The 26,757-nt window shown below is 68.7% G+C and carries 26 protein-coding genes; 8 read left to right on the forward strand and 18 right to left on the reverse strand.

Translation table 11 applies throughout. The features are described 5' to 3' along the window. Positions 1-75: 75 nt before the first annotated feature. From purH to CFB39_RS03340, 5 genes are all read right to left on the reverse strand, one after another. Complete coding sequence (gene purH, locus CFB39_RS03320; protein ID WP_089472154.1) at positions 76-1,641, reverse strand: bifunctional phosphoribosylaminoimidazolecarboxamide formyltransferase/IMP cyclohydrolase; 1,566 nt, start codon at positions 1,639-1,641, stop codon at positions 76-78. Positions 1,642-1,685: 44 nt separating this feature from the next. Next, a complete protein-coding gene (locus CFB39_RS03325; RefSeq protein WP_006476892.1) occupies positions 1,686-1,919 on the reverse strand; it encodes a Fis family transcriptional regulator in 234 nt (77 codons plus the stop codon). After that, a complete protein-coding gene (gene dusB / locus CFB39_RS03330) occupies positions 1,916-2,983 on the reverse strand; it encodes a tRNA dihydrouridine synthase DusB (protein WP_006497523.1) in 1,068 nt (355 codons plus the stop codon). Before dusB ends, CFB39_RS03325 begins: the two co-directional genes overlap by 4 nt. Positions 2,984-3,107: 124 nt before the next feature. After that, on the reverse strand, positions 3,108-4,295 hold the full coding sequence (locus tag CFB39_RS03335) for a UbiH/UbiF/VisC/COQ6 family ubiquinone biosynthesis hydroxylase (protein ID WP_089430609.1): 1,188 nt from the start codon (positions 4,293-4,295) through the stop codon (positions 3,108-3,110). A gap of 40 nt (positions 4,296-4,335) precedes the next feature. Then, positions 4,336-5,721, reverse strand: coding sequence for an aminopeptidase P N-terminal domain-containing protein (locus tag CFB39_RS03340; protein ID WP_089472155.1), 1,386 nt, complete (start codon positions 5,719-5,721; stop codon positions 4,336-4,338). 184 nt (positions 5,722-5,905) lie between these two features. Between CFB39_RS03340 and CFB39_RS03345 the strand changes: the two genes are divergently transcribed. Continuing rightward, the gene (locus tag CFB39_RS03345; protein ID WP_089472156.1) at positions 5,906-6,520 is read left to right on the forward strand and encodes a glutathione S-transferase family protein; all 615 of its coding nucleotides are present in this window, start codon (positions 5,906-5,908) and stop codon (positions 6,518-6,520) included. Positions 6,521-6,642: 122 nt separating this feature from the next. On the opposite strand, the gene CFB39_RS03350 is transcribed toward CFB39_RS03345, so the two are convergent. Beyond that, entirely contained in the window at positions 6,643-8,262 is a 1,620-nt protein-coding gene (locus CFB39_RS03350; protein ID WP_089424509.1) for an FMN-binding glutamate synthase family protein, read from the reverse strand. 190 nt (positions 8,263-8,452) lie between these two features. Next, positions 8,453-9,223, reverse strand: coding sequence for an NAD(P)H-dependent oxidoreductase (locus tag CFB39_RS03355; RefSeq protein ID WP_089472157.1), 771 nt, complete (start codon positions 9,221-9,223; stop codon positions 8,453-8,455). A gap of 74 nt (positions 9,224-9,297) precedes the next feature. On the opposite strand from CFB39_RS03355, the gene CFB39_RS03360 reads away from it, so the two are divergent. Beyond that, positions 9,298-9,672, forward strand: a complete 375-nt coding sequence (locus tag CFB39_RS03360; RefSeq protein WP_089472158.1) for a helix-turn-helix domain-containing protein — start codon at positions 9,298-9,300, stop codon at positions 9,670-9,672. A gap of 57 nt (positions 9,673-9,729) precedes the next feature. On the opposite strand, the gene mnmA is transcribed toward CFB39_RS03360, so the two are convergent. Together mnmA and CFB39_RS03370 are read right to left on the reverse strand one after the other, a co-directional pair. Continuing rightward, entirely contained in the window at positions 9,730-10,878 is a 1,149-nt protein-coding gene (mnmA, locus tag CFB39_RS03365; RefSeq protein WP_089472159.1) for a tRNA 2-thiouridine(34) synthase MnmA, read from the reverse strand. Beyond that, positions 10,875-11,384, reverse strand: coding sequence for an NUDIX hydrolase (locus CFB39_RS03370; protein WP_089424513.1), 510 nt, complete (start codon positions 11,382-11,384; stop codon positions 10,875-10,877). The genes mnmA and CFB39_RS03370 overlap by 4 nt, the downstream gene beginning before the upstream one ends. Before the next feature lie 274 nt (positions 11,385-11,658). On the opposite strand from CFB39_RS03370, the gene CFB39_RS03375 reads away from it, so the two are divergent. The 3 genes from CFB39_RS03375 to CFB39_RS03385 are packed head-to-tail and all read left to right on the forward strand — an operon-like array spanning position 11,659 to position 14,593. Then, the gene (locus tag CFB39_RS03375) at positions 11,659-12,798 is read left to right on the forward strand and encodes a Re/Si-specific NAD(P)(+) transhydrogenase subunit alpha (protein ID WP_089473208.1); all 1,140 of its coding nucleotides are present in this window, start codon (positions 11,659-11,661) and stop codon (positions 12,796-12,798) included. A 17-nt stretch (positions 12,799-12,815) separates the two neighbouring features. Then, positions 12,816-13,142: an NAD(P) transhydrogenase subunit alpha gene (locus CFB39_RS03380; protein ID WP_089424514.1), complete on the forward strand. Its 327-nt coding sequence runs from the start codon at positions 12,816-12,818 to the stop codon at positions 13,140-13,142. Then, positions 13,139-14,593 (forward strand): NAD(P)(+) transhydrogenase (Re/Si-specific) subunit beta, encoded by a 1,455-nt coding sequence (locus CFB39_RS03385; RefSeq protein ID WP_089472160.1) that lies wholly within the window; start codon positions 13,139-13,141, stop codon positions 14,591-14,593. Before CFB39_RS03380 ends, CFB39_RS03385 begins: the two co-directional genes overlap by 4 nt. An 88-nt stretch (positions 14,594-14,681) precedes the next feature. Here the strand turns inward: CFB39_RS03385 and CFB39_RS03390 are convergent, their stop codons facing one another. Next, the gene (locus CFB39_RS03390; protein ID WP_089472161.1) at positions 14,682-15,602 is read right to left on the reverse strand and encodes a LysR family transcriptional regulator; all 921 of its coding nucleotides are present in this window, start codon (positions 15,600-15,602) and stop codon (positions 14,682-14,684) included. A gap of 80 nt (positions 15,603-15,682) precedes the next feature. Here CFB39_RS03390 and CFB39_RS03395 point away from each other — a divergent pair, with 80 nt between their 5' ends. Then, positions 15,683-16,606 carry a carbon-nitrogen hydrolase family protein gene (locus CFB39_RS03395; protein WP_089472162.1) on the forward strand — a complete coding sequence of 308 codons (924 nt, stop codon included), beginning with the start codon at positions 15,683-15,685 and terminating at the stop codon, positions 16,604-16,606. A 74-nt stretch (positions 16,607-16,680) separates the two neighbouring features. On the opposite strand, the gene CFB39_RS03400 is transcribed toward CFB39_RS03395, so the two are convergent. Together CFB39_RS03400 and CFB39_RS03405 are read right to left on the reverse strand one after the other, a co-directional pair. Next, a complete protein-coding gene (locus CFB39_RS03400) occupies positions 16,681-17,367 on the reverse strand; it encodes a YafY family protein (protein ID WP_089472163.1) in 687 nt (228 codons plus the stop codon). Positions 17,368-17,440: 73 nt separating this feature from the next. After that, positions 17,441-17,845, reverse strand: a complete 405-nt coding sequence (locus CFB39_RS03405) for a VOC family protein (RefSeq protein WP_089439251.1) — start codon at positions 17,843-17,845, stop codon at positions 17,441-17,443. A gap of 173 nt (positions 17,846-18,018) precedes the next feature. Here CFB39_RS03405 and CFB39_RS03410 point away from each other — a divergent pair, with 173 nt between their 5' ends. Both CFB39_RS03410 and CFB39_RS03415 read left to right on the forward strand, forming a co-directional pair. After that, positions 18,019-18,351: a helix-turn-helix transcriptional regulator gene (locus tag CFB39_RS03410; RefSeq protein WP_089472164.1), complete on the forward strand. Its 333-nt coding sequence runs from the start codon at positions 18,019-18,021 to the stop codon at positions 18,349-18,351. Next, positions 18,344-18,808: an SRPBCC family protein gene (locus CFB39_RS03415; RefSeq protein ID WP_089430617.1), complete on the forward strand. Its 465-nt coding sequence runs from the start codon at positions 18,344-18,346 to the stop codon at positions 18,806-18,808. The genes CFB39_RS03410 and CFB39_RS03415 overlap by 8 nt, the downstream gene beginning before the upstream one ends. A gap of 96 nt (positions 18,809-18,904) precedes the next feature. Here the strand turns inward: CFB39_RS03415 and CFB39_RS03420 are convergent, their stop codons facing one another. The 6 genes from CFB39_RS03420 to CFB39_RS03445 form a co-directional block, all read right to left on the reverse strand. Continuing rightward, positions 18,905-20,206: a class I SAM-dependent RNA methyltransferase gene (locus tag CFB39_RS03420; protein WP_089472165.1), complete on the reverse strand. Its 1,302-nt coding sequence runs from the start codon at positions 20,204-20,206 to the stop codon at positions 18,905-18,907. Positions 20,207-20,371: 165 nt separating this feature from the next. Further along, positions 20,372-22,495, reverse strand: coding sequence for a site-specific recombinase (locus CFB39_RS03425; protein ID WP_089472166.1), 2,124 nt, complete (start codon positions 22,493-22,495; stop codon positions 20,372-20,374). A 473-nt stretch (positions 22,496-22,968) separates the two neighbouring features. Next, entirely contained in the window at positions 22,969-23,697 is a 729-nt protein-coding gene (locus tag CFB39_RS03430; RefSeq protein WP_089472167.1) for a membrane integrity-associated transporter subunit PqiC, read from the reverse strand. Further along, a complete protein-coding gene (locus CFB39_RS03435; protein WP_089424525.1) occupies positions 23,694-25,313 on the reverse strand; it encodes an intermembrane transport protein PqiB in 1,620 nt (539 codons plus the stop codon). Before CFB39_RS03435 ends, CFB39_RS03430 begins: the two co-directional genes overlap by 4 nt. Then, positions 25,306-25,935 (reverse strand): paraquat-inducible protein A, encoded by a 630-nt coding sequence (locus tag CFB39_RS03440; protein WP_089472168.1) that lies wholly within the window; start codon positions 25,933-25,935, stop codon positions 25,306-25,308. The genes CFB39_RS03435 and CFB39_RS03440 overlap by 8 nt, the downstream gene beginning before the upstream one ends. Beyond that, positions 25,932-26,597 (reverse strand): paraquat-inducible protein A, encoded by a 666-nt coding sequence (locus CFB39_RS03445; protein WP_089472169.1) that lies wholly within the window; start codon positions 26,595-26,597, stop codon positions 25,932-25,934. The genes CFB39_RS03440 and CFB39_RS03445 overlap by 4 nt, the downstream gene beginning before the upstream one ends. Between the last annotated feature and the right edge of the window lie 160 nt (positions 26,598-26,757).

Raw genomic sequence — 26,757 nt, forward strand, 5'->3', positions numbered from 1 at the left:
GCGCCGTGCAATAAAAAACCCGGCGGGTGCGATGCCGCCGGGTCGTCGTGCAGCGGCCGCGCGGGCCGCATGCGATCAGTGACGGAAGTGGCGTACGCCCGTCAGGACCATCGCGATGCCGTGCTCGTCGGCTGCCGCGATCACTTCGTCGTCGCGCATCGAGCCGCCCGGCTGGATCACGCAGGTCGCGCCGGCTGCCACGACGACGTCGAGGCCGTCGCGGAACGGGAAGAACGCATCCGATGCCACCGCCGAACCGGCCAGCGTCAGGCCGGCGTTCTGCGCCTTGATGCTCGCGATGCGCGCGGAATCGACGCGGCTCATCTGGCCTGCGCCGACGCCGAGCGTCATGCCGTTGCCGCAGAACACGATCGCGTTCGACTTCACGTACTTCGCGACACGCCATGCGAACAGCAGGTCGTCCATTTCCTTCGCGGTGGGCTGGCGCTTCGTGACGACGCGCAGCTCGCCCGGTTGCACGTTGCGTGAATCGAGCGACTGCACGAGCAGGCCGCCGCCCACGCGCTTCAGGTCGAATGCGTTATGGCCGTCGCCGAGTGCGATCTCGAGCAGGCGCACGTTCTGCTTCGCGGCGAACACCTGCTTCGCGGCGTCGGAGAACGACGGTGCGATCAGCACTTCGACGAACTGCTTCGCGACGGCCTGGGCAGCCGCTTCGTCGACTTCGCGGTTGAACGCGATGATGCCGCCGAATGCCGACGTCGGGTCGGTCTGGAATGCCTTCGCGTATGCGTCGGCCGAATCGTTGCCGACCGCGACGCCGCACGGGTTCGCGTGCTTGATGATCACGCACGCCGGTGCGTCGAACGTCTTCACGCATTCCCACGCCGCGTCGGAATCGGCGATGTTGTTGTACGACAGTTCCTTGCCCTGCAGCTGGCGGTAGTTCGCCAGCGCGCCGGCCGGCGTCGCGAGGTCGCGGTAGAACGCGGCGCTCTGGTGCGGGTTCTCGCCGTAGCGCAGGTCCTGCACCTTGTCGAACGCCAGGTTCAGCGTGGCCGGGTATGCGTTGCGCGACGCGTGCTTCAGCTCGTCGGTCAGGCTCGTCAGGTAGTTCGTGATCGCGCCGTCGTATTGCGCGGTGTGCGCGAAGACCTTCGTCGCGAGGCGGAAGTTGGTCGCGTAGCCGACCGCATTGCCGTTCGCCTTCATTTCATCGAGCACGACCGCGTAGTCGGCCGGATCGACGACGACCGTCACGTCGCGGTGGTTCTTCGCGGCCGAGCGCAGCATCGTCGGGCCGCCGATGTCGATGTTCTCGATCGCGTCGGCGAGCGTGCAGTCGTCCTTCGCGATCGTCGCGACGAACGGGTACAGGTTCACGACGAGCAGGTCGATCGTCGGGATGCCGTGCTGTTCCAGCGCCTGCATGTGCTCGGGCAGGTCGCGGCGGGCGAGGATGCCGCCGTGCACCTTCGGGTGGAGCGTCTTCACGCGCCCATCGAGCATTTCCGGGAAGCCCGTGTAATCGGCCACTTCGGTCACGGGCAGGCCGGCGTCGGCGAGGAGTTTCGCGGTGCCGCCCGTCGACAGCAGCTTGACGCCGAGGTCGGACAGCGACTTCGCGAAGTCGACGATGCCGGTCTTGTCGGAAACGGAAATGAGCGCTTGCTTGATCATGATGGAACCACCAATAGCCAGGGAAACGGGGACGGGACGGCCGCCTACAGCAGGCCGTGCTGCTGCAGCTTCTTGCGCAGCGTATTGCGATTGATGCCGAGGTACTCCGCGGCGAGCGACTGGTTGCCGCCGGCCTGTACGAGCACGACCTCGAGCATCGGCTTTTCGACGCAGGACATCACCATTTCATAGACGTCGTGCGGATTGGAGCCGTCTAGATCCCGGAAATACACGTCCAGGCTCTCGCGGACACATTGTTCGATGTTGTGCTTGCTCATGCTGCTAACTGGTTATGGTCGTCCGACTCGCCCTGGCCGTTTTCCTCTTCGTCATCGACGTAGACGAGGTGGTCCGACAGCGCCTTTTGCGCCTCGAAGAAGGCATTGACGGCGGCGAGCTGCTCGCGGGTGGAATCGAGCGTGTTCATCCTGTGCCGGAACCCGTTGGCACCGGAAAGGCCGCGAGTGTACCAGCCGATGTGCTTGCGCGCAGTACGGACTCCCGTGAATTCACCATAGAAAGCGTAGTGGTCTTCCAGGTGTTCGTTCATCACGTGCTGGATCTCGTCGATCCGCGGCGGGGGCAGCAGCTCGCCGGTTTGCAGGAAATGATCGATTTCGCGGAACAGCCACGGCCGACCTTGCGCGGCACGACCGATCATCAGGGCGTCGGCGCCAGTGGCGTCGAGCACGGCCTTCGCCTTCGCGGGCGACGTGATGTCGCCGTTCGCGACCACCGGAATCCGCACGGCCGCCTTCACGGCGGCGATGGTGTCGTATTCGGCGTCGCCGCGGTACAGGTCGGCGCGCGTGCGGCCGTGCACGGTGAGCATCGAGATGCCGGCGGCTTCGGCCAGGCGCGCAACCGTGATCGCGTTCTTGTGCTCGCGATCCCAGCCGGTGCGGATCTTCAGCGTGACGGGCACCGCATCGGGCCCCGTGCCGACCGCCGCGACGACGGCCTCGACGATGCGCTGCACGAGCGGCTCGTTCTGCAGCAGCGCGGAGCCGGCCGCGACGTTGCAGACCTTCTTCGCCGGGCAGCCCATGTTGATGTCGATGATCTGCGCGCCGTTGTCGACGTTGTAGCGGGCCGCTTCGGCCATCATCGCCGGATCGGCGCCGGCGATCTGGACCGCAATCGGTTCCACCTCGCCTTCGTGGTTCGCGCGCCGCATCGTCTTCGCGCTTTTCCACAGCTGCGCGTTGGACGCGACCATCTCGGACACGGCGTAACCGGCTCCCAGCCGCTTGCAGAGCTGGCGGAACGGACGATCCGTCACGCCGGCCATCGGGGCGACGAACAGGTTGTTACGCAATACGTGAGGGCCGATAACGGGCATCGCAATGGCACCGCCCGCGGCGGGCGCGGGCAGGGAAAGGGCAGACGGAAACGCGCATTTTACCGTATTCCCATGCCCCGCCGATTTGACCCGGTTTGAGCGGCGCGACTGTGCGCGCCGCGGGTCAGTTGCGCTGGCCGAACATCATCTGTCGCGCGATCACCTTCTTGAGCGGCGGTACGAACTCCAGCGCGGTGAGCGCCGCGCCGCGCAGCAGCGGGAGCGGGCCCGAGTCGATCGTGAACAGGCGCGCCAGCGTGTCGGTCGCGCCGATCGTGAAGCGCCGGTCGAGTGCGCGGCGCGCGTTGAAGGTGGCGAGTGCGGTTGCCTCGAAGCCTTGGGCGGACAGTGTATCGACGAGCGTATGCGCATCGCGCAGCCCGAGGTTGAGCCCCTGGCCCGCGACGGGGTGCAGGGTTTGCGCGGCATTGCCGACGATCGCGACGCGGCCGTTGACGAGCGTCTGCGCGGCGGTCAGGCCGAGCGGGAACGATGCGCGGCCCGCGATCGCGACGAAGTCGCCCATGCGTTCGCCGAATGCGCGGCCGAGCTCGCGCAGGAACGCATCGTCGGGCAGCGCGGCGCGCCGCGCCGCTTCGTCGGGCGTGCAGCACCAGACGAGCGCGTACTCGGCCTGGCGCGGCCCGCCGAGCGGCAGCAACGCGAGCGGGCCTTCGTGCGTGAAGCGTTCCCACGCGACGTTCGGGCGCGGCGCCGATACCGTGACCGTGCCGACGATCGCGGTCTGCCCGTAGTCGCGGCGATGTTTGCCGGCGTCGGCCTGCTGTTCGTGGAACAGCCCGCCTTCCGCATTGATGACGACGCGTGCGCGCAGCGTGCGCTCGCCCTGCGGGCCGTCGAGCGTCAGCGTGACGCCGTCGGCATCCTGCTGCGGCGCGCGCGCGGTGGTCGACGTGAGCCAGTCGACGCGCGTGCCGCGCACGGCGCCCGCGAGCGCCTGCACGAGCGAGCCGTAGCGTACGACATAGCCGAGCGCGGCGACGTCGTGCTCGTCGCGGTCGATCAGCGTGCGGCCGAAATGGCCGCGCTGCGACACGTGGATATGTTCGATCGGCGTCGCGTCGGCGGGCCACGCGAGCGTATCGAGCAGCACGCGGCTGCCGTGCGACACGGCGATCGCGCGCGGATCGTTCGCGCTCGCGGCCGGTTCGCGTGCATCGATCAGTGCGATCGATGCGTGCTGCGTGGCGCTGCGGCGCGCGAGCCAGCCGGCGAGCGCGAGCCCGACGGGGCCCGCGCCGACGATGGCGAGATCGTAGTCCGGCGTGGCCGGGGAGGAGGCGGTCGTCATCTTGATTCGTGAAACGGAGGTAACGGTCGGCGGCAGCCGGTCATGCGCCCGCGCGCATCAGCGCTTCGATCTCGTCCGCCGCGACGGGCACGCCGCGCGTGATCAGCTCGCAGCCGTGCTCGCGCACGATCGCGTCGTCCTCGATGCGGATGCCGATGTTCCAGTACTCGGGCGGCACGTCGTCGGCGGCGCGCACGTACAGGCCGGGCTCGATCGTCAGCGTCATGCCGGCTTTCAGCGTGCGCCACGGCAGCGCGCCGTTGCCGTCACGCTCGGCGAGCCGCTCGCGGTAGTCGCCGCAATCGTGCACGTCCATGCCGATCCAGTGGCCGGTGCGATGCATGTAGAAGCGTGCGTAGGCGCGCTCGGCGATCACGTCGTCGACGTTCGAGAAGCGCGATTTCGGGATGATGCCGGTGTCGAGCAGCCCCTGCGCGAGCACGCGCACGGCGGCGTCGTGCGGCGCCTCGAACGGCACGCCGGCGCGCGTCGCGTCGATCGCGGCCTGCTGCGCGGCGAGCACGATGTCGTACAGCGTGCGTTGCGCGGGCGAGAAGCGCCCGTTGGCCGGGAACGTGCGCGTGATGTCCGACGCGTAGCCATCGAGTTCGCACGCGGCGTCGATCAGGATCAGGTCGCCATCTTGCGCGACCGCGTTGCCGGCCGGGTAGTGCAGCACGCACGCGTTCGCGCCGGCCGCGACGATCGAGCCGTACGCGGGCGACTGCGCGCCGTGCTTGCGGAACACATACAGCAGCTCGGCCTCGAGTTCGTATTCGCGGATGCCGGGGCGGCACGCCTGCATCGCGCGGCGGTGCGCAAGGGCGGAGATGTGCGCGGCGCGCATCATGATCGCGAGCTCGTGTTCGTCCTTCACGAGCCGCATGTCGTCGAGCAGCGGCGTGAGGTCGAGCATCGCGTCCGGCGCGGCGACACCCGTGCGCGCCAGCGCGCGCACCGCGTCGACCCAGCCCGCGAGCCGGCGCTCGAAGTCGGCCGATGCGCCGAACCGGTAGTGCACGGTGCCCGCGTCGGCGAGCAGGCGCGGCATCTCGGTATCGATCACGTCGACCGCGAACGCGGCGTCGAAGCCGAACGCATCGCGCGCGGCTTCGGGCCCGTAATGGAAGCCTTCCCAGATTTCGCGGTCGGCGTTCTTGGCGCGGCAGAACAGGATCGACTCCGGCGCGCCGTGCGGCGCGGCCGCGTTCAGCACGAGCACGGCATCCGGCTCGCTGAAGCCCGTCAGGTAGTGGAAGTAGCTGTCGAACCGGTACGGATAGTCCGTATCGCGGTTGCGCGGCACTTCGGGCGCGGTGGGGACGATGGCGACGCCGCCGCCGGCGGCACGCAGTGCGGCAAGCACGCGTTCACGGCGCTGGCGGTAGACGTCGACGGCGATGGCGGTATCGAGGGGCGCGTTCATTCGTGCGATTGTAGCGCCGCGGGACGCCGTGCGTGAGAGAGGGGGCGGGAAGCCGCCCTGGAAGGCCCGCGCGGCGGTTGTTGCAAACCATCCACAGGCCGTCCGGGCGATTTTCTGTCGCGCGACGCTGGCCGGTTATGATCGGCGACAACGTATACTCTCGGCGGTTCCCTTAAAAAGGCAGATGATGAAATTAATCGGTTCGCTCAGCAGCCCGTACGTCCGCAAGGCGCGGATCGTGCTGGCTGAAAAGAAGATCGACTACAAGCTGGAGCTCGAGAACGTGTGGGCGCCGGAGACGGATATTCATGCCTCGAATCCGCTCGGCAAGGTCCCGTGCCTCGTGATGGAGGATGGTGCCGCGGTGTTTGATTCCCGCGTGATCTGCGAATACGTCGATACGCTGTCGCCGGTCGGCAAGCTGATTCCGCCGTCGGGCCGCGAGCGCCTCGAGGTGCGGTGCTGGGAAGCGCTGGGCGACGGCGTGATCGACGCGGCGGTCGCGATTCGCGTCGAACATACGATGCGCGACGAGGCGCAGCGCAGCGCGAGCTGGATCACGCGCCAGCAACGCAAGATCGACGACGGCCTCGTCGCGATGTCGCAGGGCCTCGGTGGCAAGACGTGGTGCGTCGGTAATCATTACACGCTCGCCGACATCGCACTCGGCTGCGCGCTCGGCTATCTCGACTTCCGGATGCCCGAGCTCAACTGGCGCGATCGCCACCCGAACCTCGACAAGCACTTCGCGAAGCTGCTGCAGCGGCCGTCGTTCGCCGATACGCTGCCGCAGAACTGAGCCGCACGCGACGCATTCACGCGCTTCACGCGTTTCACGCCATTCGGCAGACAAAAGAAAAGCGCCCCGCGGGGCGCTTTTCTTTTTGCCGGGCCGCCCCGCGGCGGGGGCGCTCGCCCGCGTCATTCGATCGATGCGTACACGGCTTCGCCGAGCGTGAACGAATCGCTGCGCGCAATCGGCCACCACTTGTCGTACAGCGTAAAGCCGCAGGTGTTGCCGTCGAGCAGCGCGCCGGGCTTCAGGTACTTCAGCAACTGCGACATCAGCCGCACTTCATGCGGCGCGACCCGCTGCACGATGTGATGCGCGCGCAGCTCGGACGGGTGCGCGAGGCCGGCCGCCTGCACGAGTTCCTGCAACGCATGCAGCGTATTGCGGTGGAAGTTGTACACGCGCTCGGCCTTGTCGGGCACGACGAGCGCGCGCTGGCGCACCGGGTCCTGGGTCGCGACGCCGGTCGGGCAGCGATCGGTGTGGCAGTGCTGCGCCTGGATACAGCCGACCGCGAACATGAAGCCGCGCGCCGAGTTCACCCAGTCCGCGCCGATCGCGAGCGTACGCGCGATGTCGAACGCGGTGATGATCTTGCCGCTCGCGCCGAGCTTCACGCGATCGCGCACGCCGATCCCGACGAGCGTGTTGTGCACGAGCAGCAGCCCTTCCTGCAGCGGCACGCCGACGTGGTCGGTGAATTCGAGCGGCGCCGCGCCGGTGCCGCCTTCCGCGCCGTCGACGACGATGAAGTCCGGCACGATGCCGGTCTCGAGCATCGCCTTCGCGATCCCGAAGAATTCCCACGGATGGCCGATGCACAGCTTGAAGCCGGTCGGCTTGCCGCCCGACAGCGTGCGCAGCCGGTCGACGAATTCGAGCAGCCCGCGCGGCGTCGAGAACTCCGAGTGCGTCGCCGGCGAGATGCAGTCCTTGCCCATCGGCACGCCGCGCGTCTCGGCGATTTCCGGCGTGATCTTCGCGGCCGGCAGCACGCCGCCGTGGCCGGGCTTCGCGCCCTGCGACAGCTTCACCTCGATCATCTTGACCTGCGGATCGGCGGCCTGCTTCGCGAACTTGTCGGGGTTGAAGGTGCCGTCGTCGTTGCGGCAGCCGAAGTAGCCGGACGCGATTTCCCAGATGATGTCGCCGCCGTTTTCGCGGTGGTACTTCGACAGCGAGCCTTCGCCCGTGTCGTGCGCGAAACCGCCTTTCTTCGCACCGAGGTTCAGCGAGCGGATCGCGTTCGCGGACAGCGAGCCGAAGCTCATCGCCGAGATGTTGAAGATCGAAATGTCATACGGTTGCGCGCGGTTCGCGCCGACGCGGATGCGGAAATCGTGGTTCGGCAGCTTCGTCGGCGCGAGCGAATGGCTGATCCATTCGTGCGCGACGGCCTTCACGTTCAGCTCGGTGCCGTACGGGCGGTTGTCGGCGACGTTCTTCGCGCGCTGGTAGACGAGGCTGCGCTGCGCACGCGAGAACGGTTTTTCGTCGGTGTCGTCCTCGACGAAATACTGGCGGATTTCAGGTCGGATGAATTCGAACAGGAAGCGGAAGTGGCCCCAGAGCGGGTAGTTGCGCAGGATCGCGTGGCGGTCCTGCTTCAGGTCGTACAGGCCGAGCGCGACGAGCGCGGCCGGGATCACGAGCCACAGCCACGCGATCGTGTGCCGGGCGGCGAGCGCCGCGACGGCCACGAACAGCAGGACCGCGCACCACATCGCGATATAGCGTCGGGAAAACATGGGGACTCCATCGTAATTGTCTGGATGGCCGTCACGTCGCCAGGATCGCGCGGCGGCCGGCAGGTCGGCGCCCGAGGCATCGCGCAGGCCCGGCGGGCATGCTGCCCGTGCCGTACCCGCCGCCGCCGGCGCCCACGATGGTCGAGAGTCTACTACGGGTGTCGTGAAGCTCGCGTTGCCGAGCCGGCGGCTACCGGCCGGCCTCGGTCGGGCGGATGAACGGGGTGTACGCCGGGGTGCCGGGTTTCAACCTGGCGTCGTCGTCGAAGTCCTCGTCGCGGTTGAACGGCACGCGCGGCCACGCGGGCCAGTCGCGCAGCCGCGCGCGGTAGTCGACGAGGCAGCGTGCGAGGCGCGCGTCCTGCCGCCGCGCGGCATCGCCCGCCAGGCCGCCGCGGACGTCGTGGATCAGGTGCGGTTCGAGCACGTCGAAGCCGACGTAGCGCAGCGCGTACATGATCGGCCACAGCAGCAGGCGGGTATCGCCTTCACGGCCATCGGGCGCGCAGGCGGCGGCCGACGAGCCGGTCGTGACGCTCAGCAACGCGCGCCGCCCTTGCAGCACGCCGCGATCGTGGCGCTGCCGGCTGCTGTAAAGGCCGCCATAGACGAATACGCGATCCATCCAGCCCTTCAGGATCGCGGGCGCGCCGAACCACCACAGCGGGAACTGCAGGATCAGCGCATCGGCTTGCTTCAGCAGGCCGACATGATGCGCGATCTCGGGCGCGAGCGTGCCGCGTTCCCAGTGATGGCGCTGCTCGCGCTGCGCGTCGAAGCAGGTGGGGTCGAGCCGATCCGCGTAATGGCGCGGTGCCTCGCACGGATCGAACGTCTCGCCATACAGGTTCGCGACCGTCACGGCATGGCCGCCCGCGCGCCAGGCGTCGGCCGCCGTGCCGGCGAGGGTGGCGTTGAACGACTGCGGTTCGGGATGGGCAACGACGATCAGCGCATGCATGGCGGGCTCCGGGAGTGTGCGACGATGATGGCCGGCGGCGGTGGGGCCGCGCAATCACGCACCCGGAGGTAACCATGACATTTCCCGGCGACGTCTACGCGGCGGACTGCTCGGCGCGCGATGCGCTCGCGCTGGTCGCCGGCAAGTGGTCGCTGCTGATCCTGCCGGCGTTGGCCCAGCGGCCGCTGCGCAATGGCGAGCTGCTCAAGCGTATCGGCGGGATTTCCCAGAAGGTGCTGACGCAGACGCTGCGCGAGCTGGAGCGCAACGGGCTGATCGAACGAATCGCGGTGGCGGCGCGACGCGCACACGTCGAGTACCGGTTGACGGCGGTGGCGGGGTCGCTCGTGGAGACGCTCGTGGCGCTCGACCGCTGGGCCGAGCGCCATTTTCCCGAGCTGGACGCGGCGCGCGAGCGCTACGACGCGTCGGTGCGGAACATGCGGTGAGTGGCGCGGCCGCGTCCGGCCGGCGCCCGCTTGCGCGGCGCCGGCGGCGGCAGCGCGTCAGCGGGCGAGCGCGAGGGCCGGTGCTGCGTTCGCCTGCGTGTTGCCGGACAGCGCGGATTCGATGATCCCGCCGCCGAGGCAGATCTCGCCGTCGTACAGCACGGCCGACTGGCCGGGCGTGACGGCCCACTGCGCGTCGTCGAACGCGAGCGAGAAGCGCGCCTCGCCTGCCGGGCCGGGCGTGGCGGCGCCGAATGCACACGCCGCGTCGGCCTGCCGGTAGCGCGTCTTCGCCCCGCACGCGAAACCTTCGGCCGGCGGTTCGCCGGCGACCCAGCTCACGTTGCCGGCGACCAGCTCCCGCGCCAGCAGCCACGGATGATCGTGGCCCTGCACGACGTACAGCGTGTTCGACGCGATGTCCTTCGCGGCGACGAACCACGGATCGCCGTTGCCGGTCTTGCTGCCGCCGAGGCCGATGCCCTTGCGCTGGCCGAACGTGTAGAACGCGAGACCGATGTGCTCGCCGACGACCTTGCCGTCCGGCGTCTTCATCGGGCCGGGTTTGGTCGGCAGATAGCGGTTCAGGAAATCGCGGAACGGCCGTTCGCCGATGAAGCAGATGCCGGTCGAATCCTTCTTCTTCGCGTTCGGCAGCCCGATCTGCGCGGCGATCTCGCGCACCTTCGTCTTCGGGATCTCGCCGAGCGGGAACATCGTCTTCGACAGTTGCGCCTGGTTCAGCCGGTGCAGGAAGTACGACTGGTCTTTCGTATGATCGAAGGCCTTCAGCAGTTCGAAACGCCCGTCACGCTCGCGCACGCGCGCATAGTGGCCGGTCGCGATCATTTCCGCGTCGAGCGACATCGCGTGATCGAGGAAAGCCTTGAACTTGATCTCGGCGTTGCACAGCACGTCGGGGTTCGGCGTGCGGCCGGCCGAATATTCGCGCAGGAATTCGGCGAACACGCGGTCCTTGTATTCGGCCGCGAAGTTGACGGCTTCCACGTCGATGCCGATCAGGTCGGCCACCGACACGACGTCGATCCAGTCCTGGCGCGTCGAGCAGTATTCGCCGTCGTCGTCGTCTTCCCAGTTCTTCATGAACAGGCCGACCACGTCGTAACCCTGCTCCTTCAGCAGCCACGCGGTCACCGACGAATCGACGCCGCCCGACATGCCCACCACTACACGGCGCTTGCTCATTTGTTGACCGCCTGACGTTCGAATGCTTCGGGGCGCGGCGCGACCGAATGCGTGTGCACGAAATCGAGCGGAATGCGCCGCCCGGCGAGGTAATCGTCGACGCAGCGCATCACCGCGGGCGAGCGATGGCGCTCGCCGCACGCGCGCAGCTCGTCGGCGGTCATCCACAGCGTGCGGACGATGCCGTCGTCGAGCGCGTGGCCCGCGATCGGCTCGCTGGCCGTGCCGCAGAACGTGAAGCGCAGGTAGGTCGCGCCGGCGGTGCCGGGGCGGTCGTAGTGCGCGAGATAGACACCGACGAGCGCGTCGGGTGTGAACGGGTGCGCGGTTTCCTCGAGCGTTTCTCGGATCACGGCGTCGGCCAGCGTTTCGCCGGCTTCGAGATGGCCTGCCGGCTGGTTGATGCGCAGGCCCGACGAGGTTTCTTCCTCGATCATGAGAAAGCGGCCGGCGTGCTCGACGAGCGCGGCGACCGTCACATGCGGGGTCCAGATTTCGGGTTTCATGGTTCGGCATTTTACCGGTTGCGCCCGAACGCTGCCGGTCACCTCGCTAAACGAATCCGACCCTCGCAATTCGTCTGTGCTGCCGATGCGCGGCGACGCCGGCCGGGCTGGCGCGCCATCAGGCGCGCCCATGCGGAGCTGCTGGTACGGCCCTCGCTTTCGCCTAAAGTGGAAGGTGAGTGTCGTCGCTCGTGAGCCGGTAGTCAGCCTGCCGGCTCGTTGCGCAGTAGAAAACGCAGGAAACGAAACACTGACGATGACGGAGGGACCGACGATGCATATTGGCGTGCCTGCCGAAACGCGGGCGAACGAGGCGCGGGTGGCCGTGACGCCGGAAACCGTGAAGAAATACGCGGCGGCCGGGCATCGGGTCAGCATCGCGAGAGGGGCCGGCGTCGCCGCGAGTTATCCCGACGGCGCCTATGCGGCCGCCGGTGCCGAACTGACCGGCCAGTCGGCCGCGTTCGACGTCGACATCGTGCTGAAGGTCCAGGCGCCCACCGACGCCGAACTGCCGTTGCTCAAGCGCGGCTCGGTGCTGGTCGGCATGCTCGAGCCGTTCGACGGCGAGCAGGCGGCGAAGCTGGCCGCGGCCGGCGTGGCGGCCTTCGCGCTCGAAGCCGCGCCGCGCACGACGCGTGCGCAGAGCCTCGATGTGCTGTCGTCGCAGGCGAACATCGCGGGTTACAAGGCCGTGCTGGTGGCCGCGGCGCTGTATCCGCGCTTCTTTCCGATGCTGATGACGGCCGCGGGCACCGTGAAGGCCGCGCGCGTGCTGATTCTCGGCGCGGGCGTCGCGGGCCTGCAGGCGATCGCGACCGCGAAGCGCCTCGGTGCGGTGATCGAGGCGTCCGATGTGCGGCCGGCCGTGAAGGAGCAGATCGAGTCGCTCGGCGCGAAATTCCTCGACGTCCCGTACGACACCGACGAAGAGCGCGACGCGGCGCAGGGCGTGGGCGGCTACGCGCGCCCGATGCCGTCGTCGTGGCTCGGCCGCCAGGCCGCGCTGGTGCATGAGCGGGCGAAGCAGGCCGACATCGTGATCACCACCGCGCTGATTCCCGGGCGCCCGGCGCCGACCTTGATCTCCGTTGAAACCGTGCAGTCGATGAAGCCGGGCTCGGTGCTCGTCGATCTCGCGGCCGGCCGCGGCCCGGAATTTGACGGCCGCAAGAGCGGCAACTGTCCGCTGACGGTCGCCGACCAGGTGATCGTGCACGACGGCGTGACGATCGCGGGCTACACGAATCTCGCGTCGATGGTCGCGGCGGACGCGTCGGCGCTGTATGCACGCAACCTGCTCGACTTCATGAAGCTGATCGTCACGAAGGACGGCACGCTGAACATCGACCTGACCGACGACATCGTCGCCGCGACGCTCCTGTGCCGCGACGGCGAAGTCGCGCGCAAGTAACCGGGGAGCAGGCGACCATGGAAGTCATCAATCACACGGTGATCAACGTGATCATCTTCGTGCTGGCCGTGTATGTGGGCTACCACGTGGTGTGGAACGTCACGCCGGCGCTGCATACGCCGCTGATGGCCGTGACCAACGCGATCTCGGCGATCGTCATCGTCGGCGCGATGCTGGCGGCGGCGCTGACCGTCGGCACGACCGGCAAGGTGTTCGGCACGCTCGCGGTCGCGCTTGCAGCCGTCAACGTGTTCGGCGGTTTCCTCGTGACGAGGCGCATGCTCGAGATGTTCCGCAAGAAGGCGCCGAAGCCGGCCGACGGCGGCAAGGAGGGCGCGCGATGAGCATGAACGTCGTCACGCTGCTGTATCTCGTCGCGTCGGTGTGCTTCATCCAGGCGCTGAAGGGCCTGTCGAACCCGAAGAGCGCGCGGCGCGGCAACCTGTTCGGGATGGCCGGGATGGCCATCGCGATCCTCACGACGGTCGCGCTGATCGTCAAGCAGGCCGAGTGGCTCGGCGCGAACCTGCCGCTCGGCATCGCGCTGGTGCTCGGCGCGCTGATCGTCGGCGGCGGCGTGGGGGCGTTCGTCGCCGCGCGCGTCGAGATGACGAAGATGCCGGAGCTCGTCGCGGCGATGCACTCGCTGATCGGTCTCGCGGCCGTGTGCATCGCGTATGCGGTGGTGTCGGAGCCGGAAGCGTTCGGGCTCGTGCCGCAGGACGCGGTGTCGTCGAACTTCATCCCGTTCGGCAACCGCGTCGAGCTGTTCATCGGCACGGTCGTCGGCGCGATCACGTTCTCCGGTTCGGTGATCGCGTTCGGCAAGCTGTCGGGCAAATACGGGTTCAGGCTGTTCCAGGGCGCGCCGGTCGTGTACGCGGGCCAGCACCTGCTCAACCTGATGCTCGCGCTCGCGATGCTCGGCTTCGGCATCCTGTTCTTCATCACGCAGTCGTGGCTGCCGTTCATCATCATGACGGCGATCGCGTTCGCGCTCGGCGTGCTGATCATCATCCCGATCGGCGGCGCGGACATGCCGGTGGTCGTGTCGATGCTGAACTCGTACTCGGGGTGGGCGGCGGCCGGCATCGGCTTCTCGCTGAACAACGCGATGCTGATCATCGCAGGCTCCCTCGTCGGCTCGTCGGGCGCGATCCTGTCGTACATCATGTGCCACGCGATGAACCGCTCGTTCTTCAACGTGCTCCTCGGCGGCTTCGGCGGCGACGCGGCGGCAGGTGGCGCGACGGGCGCGAAGGAGCAGCGGCCGGTGAAGTCGGGCTCGGCTGAAGACGCATCATTCATGCTCGGCAACGCGGAGACGGTCGTGATCGTGCCGGGCTACGGGCTGGCCGTGGCCCGTGCGCAGCACGCGCTGAAGGAGCTGACCGACAAGCTGGTCGACAAGGGCATCGACGTGAAGTACGCGATCCATCCGGTCGCGGGGCGGATGCCGGGGCACATGAACGTGCTGCTCGCGGAAGCGGAAGTGCCGTACGAGATCGTGCACGAGATGGAGGACATCAACGGCGAATTCGGCCAGGTCGACGTCGTGCTGGTGCTTGGCGCGAACGACGTCGTGAACCCGGCCGCGAAGAACGATCCGGCGTCGCCGATCGCGGGGATGCCGATCATCGAGGCGTACAAGGCGCGCACGGTGATCGTCAACAAGCGCTCGATGGCGGCCGGCTACGCGGGCCTCGACAACGACCTGTTCTACATGGACAAGACGATGATGGTGTTCGGCGATGCGAAGAAGGTCATCGAGGACATGGTGAAGTCGGTCGAATGACGCACGCGCGAGTGACGTGGCTGCCTGCTTCGATTCATGGGCAGCGTGACCGGGCGGGCCCGACTGGCACCAGTCAGTCGGGCCTTTTTCATGGTGCGACGAGATGGGCGACGCACGCAGCGATCGTGTCGCGTACGCGCACGATCGCCGGGTCGCGCTGCGTGCTCGTGCGCCAGCCGATTTCGACCGGGTAGTGCGGCAAGTCGACCGGGCAGGCGAGCGCGCGCAGCGGGGTGGATTGCGCGATCGCGCGCGCCGCGTGTGCGGGAATCGTCGCGACCGCGTCGGAGCCGGCGAGCAGGTACGGCAGCGCGGCGAAATGCGTGGTCGACGCCGCGACGCGCCGCTTGTAGCCGAGCGTGGCCAGCGCTTCGTCGACGATCCCGATCACGCCGCCCGACGACACGAGCAGGTGGTCGCGCCGCAGGAAATCGGCGAGCGTGAGTATGCGCGGCGGCTTCGGGCTCGCGGCCGGGTCGACCAGGCACGCGTAGCCGCCCGTCGCGACCGCGCGCCGGCTGAGCCCGTTCGCCGAGAAGCCGCCCGACGCGATCGCGAGGTCGACGCCGTGTCGCAGCAGCGCGTCGCCGGCGATGCCGCTGTGCGTCTGCCGGAAGATCAGCCGGATGCCGGCGGCTTCCCGCGCGACGGCGTCGATCAGCGCGCGGCCGAGCGCGATCTCGAAGTCGTCCGACAGCCCGATCGAGATCGTGCGGCCGATGCGGTCGCCGCCGTCGGCTGCGATCGCGAGGCTTTCGCGACAGCGGTCGAGCGCGTCGGACAGGATCGGCTTCAGCTCGTCCGCGCGCGGCGTCGGCGCGAGCCCGCGGCCGGTGCGCACGAACAGCGGATCGGCATAGATCACGCGCAGCCGCGCGAGCGCCGCGCTCACCGCCGACTGCGTGAGGCCGAGCCGCAGCGCCGCGCGGCTCGCGCCGCCTTCCTCGTACAGCGCCTCGAACACTTTCAGCAGGTTCAGGTCGAGGCCGGCGATATCATCTGCATTCATGACACTTATCGTTCTATCGATTTGATCGATGACATCTTATCGATAAAGATGGCGTAACCCCATTTACCGGAGACGCCTTCATGTCCACGTCAGTCATCGCCGCGCTGCAGATCGGCGCATCGCCCGCCGGCACGCGTGCCACGCTCGACACGATCCTCGGCTACGAAACCGCGATCCGCGACAGCGGCGCGTCGCTCGTCGTGTTGCCCGAGGCCGTGCTCGGCGGCTATCCGAAAGGCGAGATCTTCGGCACGCGGCTCGGCTACCGGCTGCCCGAAGGCCGCGACGCGTATGCGCGCTATGCCGCGCAGGCGATCGACGTGCCGGGGCCGGAAACCGACGAACTGGCCGCGCTGTCGCAGCGCACGGGCGCGAGCCTCGTGGTCGGCGTGATCGAGCGCGGCGGCAGCACGCTGTACTGCACGGCGCTGTTCTTCGATCCGCGCGACGGGCTCGTCGCGAAGCACCGCAAGCTGATGCCGACCGGCACCGAGCGGCTGATCTGGGGGCAGGGCGACGGCTCGACGCTGCCCGTCGTCGACACGGCCGCGGGCCGCGCGGGCGCCGCGATCTGCTGGGAGAACCACATGCCGCTGCTGCGCTGCGCGATGTACGCGAAGGGCGTGCAGATCTGGTGCGCGCCGACCGTCGACGAGCGCGACGTCTGGCAGAGCTCGATGCGGCACATCGCGCACGAGGGGCGCTGCTTCGTCGTCAGTGCGTGCCAGGTGCAGCCGTCGCCGCGTGCGCTCGGCATCGACGTGCCGGGCTGGGATCCGGAGCGGCCGCTGATCCGCGGCGGCAGCATGATCGTCGGCCCGCTCGGCGACCTGCTGACGGAGCCGCTGATCGGCGAAGCCGGGCTCGTGACCGCGCGCATCGATATCGATGAACTCGTGCGGGCGCGCTACGACTTCGACGTGGTCGGGCATTACGCGCGGCCCGACGTGTTCTCGCTGCACGTCGACGAGCGGCCGAAGCGGACGGTGGTGTTCGGCGGGTAGGGCGGGCCGGGCGCCGCTTGGCGGCCCGGAACATGGCCAGCGGCGACGCGCCGCGCACCCGCCGTCGTGACGCGTCAGCGCATCGGCGCTTCCGCGATCCGCATGTAGTCGGCGATCCGCCGCCCTTCCATGTCCGGAAACTGCTCGTGCACGGTGATGTCGCCCATCCGCGCGATGTCGAAGGTGCGGAAATCGTCGCGCAGCTCGCACCACGCGCCGATCGTCCAGCGCCCGCCCCAGTAGACGAGCCCGAGCGGCCACACGCGGCGTTGCGAATGCGCGCCGAGCCGGTCGCGGTAGCCGAAGCTGACGACGTGCCGCGTGTCGATGGCCTGGTGGATCGCGTCGACTTTCGCGCAAAACGTCTCGTCGATGTGGAACGACGGCGCGAACACGGGCAGGCGGTCGAGCGCCGTGCGCTTGTCGGCCGGCATCGCCGACGCGATCTTCGCGAGCGCCGAGCGCGCACCGCTCGCGAAGCGCGCACCGCCCCAGGTTTCGAGCATGCGTGCGCCGGTGGCGAGCGCCGCCAGCTCCTCGGCCGTGAACGTGAGCGGCGGCAGGCTGGCGTTGCGGTTCAGCCGGTAGCCGATGCCGGCTTCGCCTTCGATCGGCACCCCTGACAGTTGGAGGTCGCGCACGTCGCGGTAGACGGTGCGCGGCGACACCGACAGCCAGTCGGCCAGTTGCTGCGCGGTCGTGAGACGACGCCGGCGCAGCAGCTCGGCGATCTGGAACAGGCGGTCGGCACGGCGCGTCATGACGGCACCTCGATTCCAACGGCAGTGGGGACTTCGCGATGATAGCGCCGCGCGGGCCCGACGGCCGCCGCGCTCAGTGGCATTTCGGCGCGTGCAGGCCGACGCGGTTGCCTTCCGTGTCGATCAGGTAGCCGACGTAGCCGTAGTTGTTCGGCAGCTCGACGACCGAGCCCTGCACGACGCCGCCCGCGCGCTTCGCGCGTTCGAGCGCCGCGACGACCGATTCGCCGGCGTTCAGGTAGACGAGCACGCCGTTCGCGCTCGGCTTCAGCTGCTGCGGATCGAACACGATGCTGCCGCCCGTGCTCGATGCGTCGCGGTCGAACGTGGCCATCGGCACGCCGCCGATGACTGCGCGCTGCAGCGTCGTCTGCAGCACGGTTTCGTAAAAGCGGATCGCCCGGTCGAAATCGAGGGACGGAATGTCGAACCACGCGATCGCGCGCTCCAGGGTGGCATTGGCAGTTGCGGACGTCATGACGAGCTCCTTGTTGCGTTGTTTGTTGTTCGGATTCGGTGCGGAAACCAGCCTTGCATTGCGCCGGGATTGCAGTGTGATCGCGGCCTGCTGACACCGTATTGTCAGTAGAGTTGTCACCCTTGACATGCAACTGATTGGTTGCATAATGAGGCCATTGACCCGGGAGTGGCATGGATCTCGTTTTCAAGGCGCTGGCCGACGCCACGCGCCGCCAGTTGCTCGATTTGCTGTACGCGAAAAGCGGGCAGACCCTGTCCGAGCTGTGCGACGGGCTCGCGATGAGCCGGCAGGCGGTGAGCAAGCATCTCGCGCTGCTCGAGGCCGCGAATCTCGTCGCGACGACGTGGCGCGGCCGGGAGAAGCTGCATTACCTGAATCCGGTCCCGATCCACGACATCGCGGAACGCTGGATCGGCAAGTTCGAGCGTCAGCGGCTGCAGGCGCTGGCGGATCTCAAGCGCGGGCTGGAAGCGGCCGGCGAATCGGGAGACAACGATGAGTAATCCCGCCTTTGTGTACGTGACGTTCATTGCATCGACGCCCGAGCGTGTGTTCGATGCGCTCACCAACGCCGAGCTGACGAAGGACTACTGGGTGCGGCACCGCAACGCGTCGCCCGACTGGCGGCCGGGCTCGCGCTGGGAACATCAGGACTACGACGATCCGTCGCGGGTCGACATCGTCGGCGAAGTGGTCGAGAACGATCCGCCGCACCGGCTGGTCGTCACGTGGCGTACGCCGTCAGGGGAGGGGGAGGCGTCGCGCGTGACCTATCTCGTCGAGCCGCACGAGGGCGTCGTGAAGCTGACCGTTACGCACGACGGGCTGGTGCCGGGCTCGGAGATGGATCGCGGGATTCGCGGTGGCTGGCCGGTCGTGCTGTCGAGCCTGAAGACGCTGCTCGAGACGGGGCAGGCGCTGCCGTTCACGATGGGGCGCTGGGCGTGCTCGAAGCACTGAAACGAAACGCCGCCGTTGCCGCGGGTGCGGTAACGGCGGCGTTCCGGTTGCCGTAGCGGGGCCGCACCGGCGGCCCCGTGGCGGTCATGATGCAGGTTACGCGTCGCCTTCCGGCGTGGCCGGGCGCGCCTTCACGCTGCCGGCGATCAGGTCGAAGCGGAACAGCCGGCATTCGAGTGCGCCGTTGAACATCGGCGTCTTCGCCGATTCGCGCAGCCGCAGCTGGCCCGGCAGCGAACGGTCGGACGTCAGCAGGAACGCCTGCCAGCCCGTGAAGCGCTGCTTCAGCGCATCGCCGAGCGCGTTGAAGAACTCGCTGTCGGGTGCGTCGGTGTGGGTGCGGCGGAAGGCGTCGTCGTTGCCGCGGTTGCGGCCCGTCTCGCGCACCTCGCCGCGCGCGCTGCGGCCGCGCACCTCGATCCGCTCGCCGTACGGCGGGTTCGCGAGGATGATGCCCGGGCCGTCGCACGGCGGCGTCATCCCGCGCGCGTCGACCTGCTTGAGCCATACCGACGGCACGCCCGCACGCTCGAGGTTCGCGCGCGCCTTCTCGAGCATGTCGCCGGAGATGTCGCTGCCGTACACGCCGAGCGCTTCGCCGCGTTTGCCGCGCGCCGCGCGCTTCGCGTCCAGCGCCGGGACCTTCAGCCCCTGCCACGCGGTGATGTCGTACTGCTTGAGCTTCTCGAAGCCGAACCGGCGCTCGACGCCCGGCGCCACGCCGAGTGCGATCTGCGCGGCTTCCGCGAGGAACGTGCCGCTGCCGCACATCGGGTCGTACAGCGCCGTGCCGGGCGTCCAGCCCGTCAGGCGCAGGATGCCGGCCGCGAGATTCTCACGCAGCGGCGCCGCGCCCTTGTCGAGACGCCAGCCGCGCTTGAACAGCGGTTCGCCCGACGTGTCGAGGTACAGCGTGCACTCGTTGACGGTCAGGAACGCGAATACGCGCACGTCCGGCGCACCGGTGTCGATGCTCGGGCGCGAGCCGGTTTTCTCGCGCATCCGGTCGCAGATCGCATCCTTCACGCGCAGCGTCGTGAATTCGAGGCTTTTCAGCGGCGACTTGATCGCGGTGATGTCGATGCGCAGTGTTTGCGTCGACGCGAACCAGCGCTCCCACGGCTGCTCGAGCGCGAGCGCATAGACGTCCTGTTCGTTGCGGTACGGGCCGTGCGCGATCTTCAGCAGGATCCGGCTCGCGATCCGCGAATGGAGGTTCGCGGCCATGCCGGCGGCCCAGCCGCCGCTGAAGTGGACGCCGCCCGGCACCTGCGCGCCCGCGGTGAACGGCGCGCCGTTCAGGTGGCGGCCGGCGATTTCGGCCAGCTCGGCGGCAAGCGCCGCTTCGAGGCCGCGCGGGCAGGGGGCGAAGAATTCGTACAGGGTGGGCGAGGACATAAGGCGGGTGAGGACGTGCAAAAGTCCACTATTGTACGCGGCGCGGGCGGCCGGGGCCGGCGTTGCGTCGCCTTTCGGTGCCGCGGCGCGGGCCGGGGCGCCGCGCACGCGTGCCGGCAGGCCGCGCGGCGGCGCCCGGATGGGCACCGCCATGCCGCCGCGGGCTCAGTGCGAGCCCGGCTGGCCGGCGCGCGCGGCTGGGCTGCTGCCCGGCCAGAACAGCGCGAGCGGATTCGACAGCACCGTGCGGACGATCGCGGCGACGAGCGCGCGCACCTTGGTCCGGCGCAGGCTGCGCGAGCGCACGGCCATCGTGAACGCGAGCGCGAAGCTCACGAGCACGTTGAGGATCGCCATGCTGAGCACGCCGGCGCCGGCCCACCACAGCTCGGGCGTGCCGAGCGTGTCCTTGCCCAGCACGCCGAGCGCGATGCCGATCGAGCCGGCCGACAGCGTCACGTGCCGCACCTCGAACGGGAACATGAACACGGTGACGATCGCCGGAACGAGGCCGAGCATCAGGCCGAGCCCGACGTTCGCGACCACGCCGGCCACGTTCGACCGGCAGAAGTGCGCGAGCTTCGCGGCACCGGCCTGACCGAGCGTGAGGCGCAGCCGGCGGTTGTACGTGAGCGCGTCGCCGACCCGGTGCAGCACGAACCAGTTGTCGGCCCAGCCCGCGAGCAGGCTCGACGCCCACAGCAGCACGCCGGTCAGCGCCGCGTAGAGCGGCGTCGGGCCGAGCAGCGAGAACGAGTGCAGGGTCGCGTGCGCCTTCTCCGGCGAGATCAGGTTCGCGTGCATCACGTTGCCCGCGAACAGTTGCACCAGCAGGCACACGGGCAGCACGACGAGTACGTTGCCGGAAATCGCGGCGGCCTGCGTGCGGATCAGCGCGATCACCGACGCGACGAACGCCTTCACGCCTTCCTCGTGGCCGGTGTCGTCGAGCTCGCGCGCGAGGGTCGGCGCGGTCATCGCGGGCTGCTTGGTCGCGAGCGTGAAGTGCAGGAAGTGCATCAGCATGAAGCTGGCTGCGTAGTTGACGCCCGCGAGCAGCCCTTCGAGCATCGACTGCAGGTGCGCGCCGGTGATCGCGAACTTCACGCACACGGTCACGACCGTGACGAGGCCGCCGCCCGCGGCCATCCGCAGCATCTTCAGGTACTCGGCGCGGCCGCGCGAGATGTAGTGCTCGCCGGTGTCCGCGTTGGTCTCGACGAGCTTGCGCGCGAACAGCGAGAAGTTGCTGCGCACGAGGTGCGACACGCTCTGGCTGTTGTGGTTCGCGTCGATGAGCTCGGCCGTCAGGTGCGCCATGCCGTGCAGGTCGTCGCGCGCCATCCACGCGTTCAGCAGCATCTCGGCGCGCACGATGCGCATGCGCATCCGTTCGACCTGGAACACGATGTCGACCGATACACCGTTGCGGTACAGGTGCGAGAACACGTCGTCGACGGCGATCCGGCATTCGTCGAGCAGTACGCGCAGATAGTTCACCTCGTGCAGCAATTTGCTCGGGTCGCCACCGTCCTCGACGGCCGCGTGCGCGGTCTCGACCGCGAGCATCGCGCGCGTGAGGCGGTAGAACGGCTGGGTTTCGAGCGGCTTGCGTGCGTCGTCGTCGGAGAGCCGGCTGCGCACCGTCTGCGACAGGCCGGTCGAGCTGATCTGGCAGGTCAGGTTGTGCAGCGCGGCCAGCAGGTCGCGCGAGAACGAGCCCGGCTCGTGGCGCTCTTCGTCGGTGACGTCGAACGAGATCAGCTCGGCGAGGCGCGTGAGGAGATCGTCGGGCAGCGCGTCGATCCATTGCGCGTCTTCCGGCGTCGGGAACATCAGCGTGAACAGCGCGGACAGCTCGCGGCGGTTCGGCGCGGGCGGGATCAGCGACGCGTCGATCCGCTCGAACAGCGCGCCGAAGAAGCCCGAGTGCACGGGCATGCCGGCGTCGCACAGGAGCGAGATGCCGTCGCACTCGCGCAGGATGCCGCGCAGGATGCGCGCGGCGTGGGTTTTCCACGCGGGATTGCGATCGAGCACGTGGAACAGGTAGCGCAACCGCGCATGGGCCGGATACGCGCGCGCATCGGCGTCGCGATCGGCCGGCGCGTCGGGTGCGGCCTGCATCGTGCCGGTGCGGCGCAGCCAGTGCGCGAGCTCGATCAGCCATTCGCTGCGCTCGGCGTACGACGCATCGGCGTCGGCGTGCGCGAGCAGCGCATCGAGCTGGTGACCGGCATTGCGCGACGCGCGCCACTTCTTGATCAGGGTCGTCAGGGAACGAAACATAAACGGAATAACGAAAGCCCTCGGCGGGCGGGTTCGGATTGCCGGCCGGGGAAACGGCGCGGCGCCGGGGAGAACGGGTGAGACGGGGCCGGTTGCCGGACGATGCGCGGCGACCCGCGATGCGGCTGCCCCGCTGCGGTGCACGCCGATCGCGTGCAGGCGCCGTGAGGCACGGCGGTCGGGCCGAACGCGGCCCGGCGCCGCTGGCTGGCGCGCACGACGAACGGCGCGAGCCGGAAAGTGCGTAGGATCGTCAATCGGGCCGGAAAACGCAAGCCGACCGCATCGCATGGCGCCGGTTCCGGCCGACTTTGACAAACAATGCAAAGAGGCCGTTTGGCCGATGAGCGTGACGGGAGGCGGGCGGCGCCGCAACGCCGACGGCGGCCAGCGCGTCGTCGACGATCCCGGTCACGCTGCCCGAACCCGCGCAGGCGAGTACGCCGTCGAGCGCTCGCCTGCGCGCCGCCCGCTTACGCGCCGGACTTGCCCGTCGCGCCGGCGTCGCCGCCGGAGGTCGGGTTGGCCGGGCACGGCACGACCGGCGCGGCGGCCGTCTTGTTGCCGGCAGCGGGCGCCGTGGCAGCCGCCGTGCCGCGGCGCGCGGCCATTGCGCGCACGCCGGCCGCGGCTTGCGTGGCAATCACGTCGAGCGCGCGCCGGTGGCCGGCGACGAGTGCGTCGTAGCCGTCGGCGACCGGTTCCGCGACGCTCGTGCGGCAGGTCATCACGGCCTGCGTGGCGAGCGAGCGCACGCTCCACACGGCGTCGACCGCCGCGCGTTTGCCGGGCCACGACTCGAAGCGCTGCACGTTCACGCTGATCCGGTACACCGGCACGCCGGGCGGGGTCGCGGAGTTCGCGACGTCGATCGTGCCGAGCTGCGCGGCGAGATCGTCCGACAGCGCGCGATGGATCTCGTCGGCGGGCGGCGACGCCCAGCGTTCCTGCTCGAGCACGTCGACCTGCGCGGCGTTCTTCTGCACGACCAGCTGGTTCTTCGCGACCTGTTCGGGCACGCCGACGGACGGCACCTCGATCAGGAACGCCGGGTTGGCCGGCGCGGTGCGCAGCGGCGCCGCGGCATCGGCCGGGCTGAGCGTGTAGAACCGCGCGGGCGGCGAGCTGCACGCGGCGAGCGCGAGGGCGGCGACAGCCGCCGCCGCGCCGCTCGCGAAACCGTTCACGCGTGTCGTCGTCATTGTTTATCTCCTGGCTTGCCCTTGAGCAGCGATTCGGGGTGGCGCTCCAGATAGTCGGCGAGCGCGTTCAGCGATTGCAGCGTGCGCGTGAGCTCCTTCAGCGCGCCGCGCACGTCGGACTGCAGCGGCGAATCCTGCTGCAGCGTCGCTTCGGCGGTCGAGAAGGTCTGCTTCGCGGCCGACAGCGTGTCGCGCGCTTCCGGCGCGACCTGCGTGTCGAGCTGCTTGAACAGCTTGTCGGCGTTCGACAGCGCGCTGTTCAGGTTCGCGCCGATCTGGTCGAACGGCACCTTGTCGAGCTTCTTCGCGATGTCGGCGACCTGCAGCTGCAGCTCGTCGAGCGTGTTCGGCACGGTCGGCAGCTCGAGCGGCTGGCGCGCCGTGTCGATCTTCACGGCCGGCGCCTTCGGGAAGAAGTCGAGCGCGACGTACAGCTGGCTCGTCAGCAGGTTGCCGGTGCGTAGCTGGCCGCGCAGCCCGTGCTGGACGAGCCGCTCGACGATCTCGCGGCGGGCCGGTTCGCCCTTGCTCTCGATCGTTTCGCGGAAGCGGCGGCCGAGGCGTTCCGGATACACGTTCATTGTCACCGGCATCAGGAAGTTCTTCGTCTTCGGATCGAAGTCGATGCCGATGTTCGTCACTTCGCCGAGCACGATGCCGCGGAAGTCGACCGTCGCGCCGACCGCGAGCCCGCGCAGCGACTGGTTGAAGTTCATCACGACCTGCAGCGGCTGGCCGTCCGGGTCGCGCATCGCGTCGCCCTCGTCGGACGCGAGGCGGAACGTCGTGTTGTTCGGCGCGGTCGCGCCGGAGCCCTGGTTCGGCGGCGTCTGGAACGCGATGCCGCCGAGGATCACCGTCGCGAGCGACTGCGTGTTCAGCTTCAGGCCGCTCGAGTCGAGCCGCAGGTCCACGCCGCTTGCCTGCCACCAGCGCGAATTCACGCCGACGTACTGGTTGTACGGCGCATTGACGAACACGTTGAACGTGACGCCGGTGCCGTCCTTGTCGAGCGAGAAGCCGACCACCTGGCCGACCTGCACGCGGCGGTAGTAGACCGGCGAGCCGATGTCCACAGAGCCGAGCGAATCGCCGCGCAGCACGTACTGCGTGCCTTTCTGGTCGCCCGTGACGGCGGGCGGTGACTCGAGTCCCGTGAAGTCGGTCAGCGTGTCCTCCGAGCGCCCGGCGTCGACGCCGATGTAGGCGCCCGACAGCAGCGTGCCGAGCCCCGACACGCCGGTCGCGCCGACGCGCGGCCGCACGATCCAGAAGCGCGAGCCCTTGACCGCGAAATCCTCCGCTTCCTTCTTGAGCTGCACCTGGACGAGCACGCGCGACAGGTCCTTCGACAGCTTGATCGTCTTGACCATGCCGATCTCGACGTCCTTGTACTTGACCTGGGTCTTGCCGGGCTCGAGCCCTTCGGCGCTGTGGAAGCTGATCGTGATTTCCGGGCCGCGCTCGCGCACGGACTTGATCACGAGGCCGATGCCGATCAGCGCGGCGATCAGCGGCACGAGCCAGACGAGCGACGGCAGCCAGCCGCTTTTCGTCGAGATCGTCGGATCGGGCGGCCGGGGCGCGTCGTGCTGCGGGCCTTGTGGACTATTCATGGTGATTCCCTGAGGTTTCGACTGGATCCCAGATCAGGCGGGGATCGAACTGCATCGATGCGAGCATCGTCAGGATCACGACGGAACCGAACGCGAGCGCGCCGGGGCCGGCCGTGATGATGGCGAGCGAACGAAAATGGACGAGCGCGACGGTCAGCGTCACGACGAAGATGTCGAGCATCGACCAGCGGCCGATGCGTTCGACGATCCGGAACAGGCGCGTGCGCTGCAGCGGCCGCCAGGCGGCGCGGCGCTGCGCGCTGATCACGAGGATCAGCAGCACGCCGAGCTTGAGCATCGGCACGAGGATGCTCGCGACGAACACGACGACGGCGAGCGGCCAGTCGCCGGACGTCCAGAAATAGATGACGCCGCTCATGATCGTGTCTTCCTGCGAGCCGACGATCGACGCGGTGCGCATGATCGGCAGCAGGTTCGCGGGAATGTAGAGGATCGCGGCGGCGAGCAGCAGCGCCCACGTGCGCATCAGGCTGTTCGGCGTGCGGAAATGGAGCGCGCTGCCGCAGCGCGCGCAGTGTGCGTGCGGATGGTCGAGCGTCTGCACGAGGCCGCATGCGTGGCAGCTGGCGTAGCCCTCGCGGGCGGCGGTCGGGATCGTCATCGGCGGGGGGCTTCCGGCAGCGGGGCGGCATCGTCGGGCTGCCCGGGCGAGCGGCCGGCGCGCAGGTCGTCGGCGATGTCCCACAGCGTGCGCGGATCGAACATCAGCACGACGGCGATCATCAGCGTGAGCGCGGCGAACGCGAACAGTGCGGCCTCGGGAACGACTCTTGCGAGACTCACCATCTTCACGATCGTGACGAGGATGCCGAGCATGAACACCTCGATCATGCCCCACGGCCGCACGAGCTCGATCGCGCGCAGCACCAGGTTGAAGCCGGGCGGGACGACGCCGCGCCGGATCGGCAGCAGCAGGTACAGCAGCGCGGCCATCTCGACGAGCGGGAACAGCACGGTCGAGCAGAACACCATCACGCCGACGATCGCCATGTCCTGGTGCCACAGCGAATCGATCGCGCCGATCAGCGTGGTCTGCACGCGGTTGCCGTTCACGTCCATTTCGAGAATCGGGAACGCCTGCGCGATCGTGAACGTGATCAGCGCCGCGAGCGCGAGCGCGCAGATCCGCTCGATCTGCGTGGTGCTGTTGCGATAGAGCAGCGCATCGCAGCGCGGGCAGCGCGCGATTTCACGTCCGCTCAGGCGCGGTTTGTGCAACAGTGCGTCGCACTCGTGGCAGGCAATCAGGTCGTTTCGTTGCATGGAAAAGGCAGTGGTGCGACGGCTGGGGAGACGCGTCGACGGGGCCGGAACCCGCGCCAATCTTACCAAAAGGCCTTTTTCGGCGCGTCAACGATCGCCAGTTCGGTGACCGATCGGTAACATGACAGGAAGCTGTCAGCCGGCTGGCGGGCCTGTCTTC

This window comes from Burkholderia sp. AU6039 (assembly GCF_002223365.1).
Lineage (GTDB): Bacteria > Pseudomonadota > Gammaproteobacteria > Burkholderiales > Burkholderiaceae > Burkholderia.